The sequence below is a fragment of the Dactylosporangium sp. NPDC051087 genome, from assembly GCF_055586325.1.
In genome coordinates this window covers 167,197-171,067 of record NZ_JBVJIJ010000020.1, presented here as the reverse complement: position 1 = coordinate 171,067, position 3,871 = coordinate 167,197, and the positions used below count along the sequence as shown (strand labels likewise).

The following is a 3,871-nucleotide window of genomic DNA, read 5'->3' as shown; positions in this document are numbered from 1 at the left end:
GGGCTCGTCGTGGGCGGGCGGAAACCCTTGCGCTGCTCGCGTTGCCGGCGGTCGCCGTGGTCTGCCTGGCGGCCGTGGATCGGACCGTTGCCGTCGCGTTGCTCGTGCTGGGTGTCGCCTGGTCGCCGGTGGTGCTTCCCCTCCGTGGGCGGTCGGGTGGGCGGGTCGCCGTGGTTCGGGGTCTGTCGTGGTGATGTCGTTGGTTCTGCGGATGGTTCGGGCTCGTCGTGGGCGGGCGGAAACCCTTGCGCTGCTCGCGTTGCCGGCGGTCGCCGTGGTCTGCCTGGCGGCCGTGGATCGGACCGTTGCCGTCGGGTTCCTCGTGCTGGGTGTCGCCTGGTCGCCGGTGGTGCTTCCCCTCCGTGGGCGGTTGGGTGGGCGGATCGCCGCGGTTCGGGGCGTGCCGCCGTCCGCGCTGCCCGTGCCGGGTGCCGGGTTGTTCGCGTCGCTCGCGCTCAGCGGGCGGTTGGGTCGGCGGGTTGTCGCGGATCGGAGGGTGCTGCGGTGATGTGGCTGGTTGCGGTGCCTCGTAAGCGGTCTGTGCCGCCGTCCGCGGTGCTCGGCGGGGCCGCCGGTGTCGCGCCGCTCGCGCCGCTCGCGCCGGGTGCCGCCGGGTCGCCGGTGGCGTTCCCGGCCGATGGGCGGCCGGGCGCAGCGGGTCGGCACGGGTCGTCGTTCCCTCGCACCCTCGGCCGGGGCGTCGTCGATCGGAGCGTGGCGCGGTGATGTCGTTGCTGCTCGGGATGCTCCGGGCGCGTCGCGGGCAGGCGGTCACCCTCGCGCTGCTCGCGTTGTTCGCGGTCGCCGCGGCCGTCGCCGCTCCGGCGTACCTGCGGGCCGTCGACCGGGCCGTCGTCGCCGGGCAGGTCGCCACCGCCACACCGGCGGAGCTGTCGTTGACCGTCCGGGCGACCGTCAACGAGCAGCGGGAGCCCGGCGGGGTGTCGTTCGCCGACGTCGGTGGCGCGATCGTCGCACTGCCCGGGTTCACGCAGGTGTATGCGGAAGAGTTCCCCGCCATCGGCATCGAGCCCGACCCGCGGGAGGCGTCGCGGCTGCTGTACCGGCAGGACGTCTGCGCCCACGTCACCGTCGTCACCGGCCGGTGCCTCGCCGCCGCCGGTGAGGTGATGCTGGGGGAGCGGACCGCGGACCGGCTGCGGCTCGCCGCCGGTGACCTGATCACGCTCACGTATGCGGTCATCAACACCGACCCGACACGGCCGATCTACGTCGCGGACGGCGACGCGACGCCGCTGACCGTCGCCGGGACGTACCGCACGCCCGACCCCGACGGGCAGTACTGGGGCAGCCACGACTACTTCCGGCTCGACCACAACGCGCGGCCGGGCGAGCCGGTCCTCACCACCGCCGAGACGGTCCGCGCCATGTCGCACGGCCCGAGCGACGTGTCCATCGACGCGACCGCCGCGCCCGGCACCATCACCGAGGCGAGCCTGCCCGGCCTGCGGCGCGACCTCGCCGGCATCGACGGCCGCGGCGCGCTCCTCGGCCGGGCGCTGACGCTGAGCACCGGCATCCCGCAGCTGCTCGACCGCATCGACCGCAGCCGCGACCTGGCCCGCCGCAGCATCCCCGTCGGTGCCGCGCCGCTGCTCCTGCTCGCCTACGCCGTCATCTTCATCGCCACCGGGTATGGCACCGAGGGCCGCCGTCCCGAGCTCGCCGTCATCGCGCTGCGCGGCGCACGGTGGTGGACCCGCTGGTGGCTCACCATCGGGGAGAACCTCGCCGCGCTTCTCGCCGGCGGGCTCGCCGGCTGCGTCGCCGGGCAGCTGCTCGTCGCCGCCGTCGTCGCGTGGCGGTTCCCCGGCGTCGACACGCCCGTCCTCGGCCTCGACGCGCTGCGGTGGGCGCCGTGGGCGCTGCTCGGCGCGGTCGTCGCGATGCTGCTCGCGCAGCGCCGGCATCTCGTCAGCGGCGTCGCCGACCTGATGCGGCGGGTCCGTGCCCAGCTGACCGGCTGGCGGCTCGTCACCGCCGAGATCGTCGTCGGGCTGCTCGCCGTCACCGCCACCGCCCAGCTGTTCCTCACCGGCGGCGCCCTGTCCGGGATCGCGCTCGCCGCGCCCGCGCTCGTCATCATCGCCCTCGCGCTCGCCGCCGCCCGCGGCGTCGTCCCCCTCGCCCGCGCCGCCGGCGACCGGGCGCTGCGCCGCGGCCGGCTCGGTGCCGCGCTCGCCGCGTTCCAGCTGGCCCGCCGGCCCGGCGCGCAGCGGCTCCTGCTGCTGCTCACCGCCGCCGTCGCGGTGCTCGGCTTCGCGGTCACCGCCGCCGACGTCGCCGCCCGCGACCGGGACCTCGCCGCCCGGATCGGCACCGGCGCGCCCCGCGTGCTCACGGTCGCCCCGCTGACCCGCGCGCAGCTGCTGCACGCGGTGCGCGCCGCCGACCCGGCCGGCGACTACGCGATGGCCGTCGCCGCGCTGCCCGCCGGCGGGCCGGGCGAGGCGCCGAAGCTCGCCGTCGACGCGACCCGCCTGGCGACCGTCGCCACCTGGCAGGACGAGTACGGCGACCTCGACGCCCGCCAGGTCGCCGCGCTGCTGCGCCCGCCGGCCCCGGCGCCGGTCGTCATCGCCGGTCAGGACGTGTCGCTCGACGTCACCGTCAAAGGGGCCGTCGTCGGGAAACCCGTCGGGTTCAGCGTCGTGCTGTCCTCCGTCACCGGCCGCGGCACCGCCACCGTCGGGTTCGGGGTGCTGCACGACGGGCCGTACACCTTCCAGCAGCGCACCGCGGTCTGCGCCGACGGCTGCCGGGTCGCGGGCCTGCACTTCACCCCCGACACCACCGCGAGCGGGGTCAAGCTCACGGTCGTGCTGCGCGGCATCGGCAGCATCAACCCGGCCGCCGTCGCCGTGTCCGGCACCGACCTCGCCGACGTGTCCCGCTGGCGTTCCGCCGGCGCGACGCTGACCGCCGCGCCCGACGGGCTCCGCGTCACCCTCGACGCCCCGGAGGGCCTGCCGGACGGCGCCTGGGTCCAGGCCGCCGACATCCCCGCGCCGCTGCCCGTGGTGACGACCACGGCGCTGCCCGCCGCGTCCACCGCGTCGGCGGTCGCCGTGCCCGGCGGGTCGACGGTCGGGCTGCCCGGCGCCGCCGCCGTCGCCGGCTTCGACGGCCTGCCGGTCGACGTGCGCGCCGCCGGGCGCCTCACCGCCGTGCCCCGGCTCGGCACCGGCGGGACGCTCGTCGACCTCGAGTACGCCGACCGCGCCGCGACCGACGCCGGCGAGGCCCGCAACCCCGAGGTGTGGCTCGGCAACGCCGCCCCCGCCGACGTCCTCGACCGGCTCACCGCACAGGGGCTCATCGTCACCGGCGACCGCGGTGTCGCCGCCACCCAGGCCCGCCTCGCCGCGCAGGGACCGGCCCTCGCCGTCTGGTTCCACGTGCTGTCCGGCGTCCTCGCCGTGGTCCTCGGCGCCGGGGGGCTCGCCCTCGTCATCGCCGTCGACCGCCGCGAGCGCCTCGCCGACCTCGCGGCGCTGCGCGCCCAGGGCCTGAGCCGCCGTTCCGCGGCCAGGACCCTGCTGTGGACGTATCCGGTCCTCGTCGCCACCTCCGGCGTGCTCGGCCTGGCCACCGCGATGCTCACGTGGCGGCTCACCGGCTGGGCCCTTCCCGTCTTCGGCGAGGACCTCCCGGACCTGCCGCTGCCGGACTGGCCCGGCCCCGTCCTCGTGCCGTCGACGTGGCTGCTCACGGTCGCCCTGTTCACGACGGTCGCCCTGGCCGCCGGCCGCACCGACCCGACCCCCGCCACCGCAACCCCCCGCCCCTGACCCGCGACCGGCCACCGCGACCGGCCACCGCGACCGGTGTCGGCGAGGGCCGGCCAGCG

The 3,871-nt window shown here is 77.3% G+C and carries 3 protein-coding genes; all 3 read left to right on the top strand.

The window, feature by feature from the left end; genetic code table 11:
- Positions 1 to 194: hypothetical protein (locus ACZ6TV_RS34480; protein ID WP_465301885.1), on the top strand; the 194-nt coding region annotated here is incomplete at its 5' end.
- A complete protein-coding gene (locus tag ACZ6TV_RS34475) occupies positions 188 to 508 on the top strand; it encodes a hypothetical protein (protein WP_465301883.1) in 321 nt (106 codons plus the stop codon). The genes ACZ6TV_RS34480 and ACZ6TV_RS34475, both read left to right, overlap by 7 nt.
- Positions 509 to 725: 217 nt before the next feature.
- A complete protein-coding gene (locus tag ACZ6TV_RS34470) occupies positions 726 to 3,812 on the top strand; it encodes an FtsX-like permease family protein (protein WP_465301881.1) in 3,087 nt (1,028 codons plus the stop codon).
- Positions 3,813 to 3,871 lie beyond the last annotated feature (59 nt).

What these genes read in the sequence shown, in the direction of transcription:
- ACZ6TV_RS34470 (WP_465301881.1), top strand. Translation starts at nt 726, where the DNA reads ATGTCGTTGCTGCTCGGGATGCTCCGGGCGCGTCGCGGGCAGGCGGTC.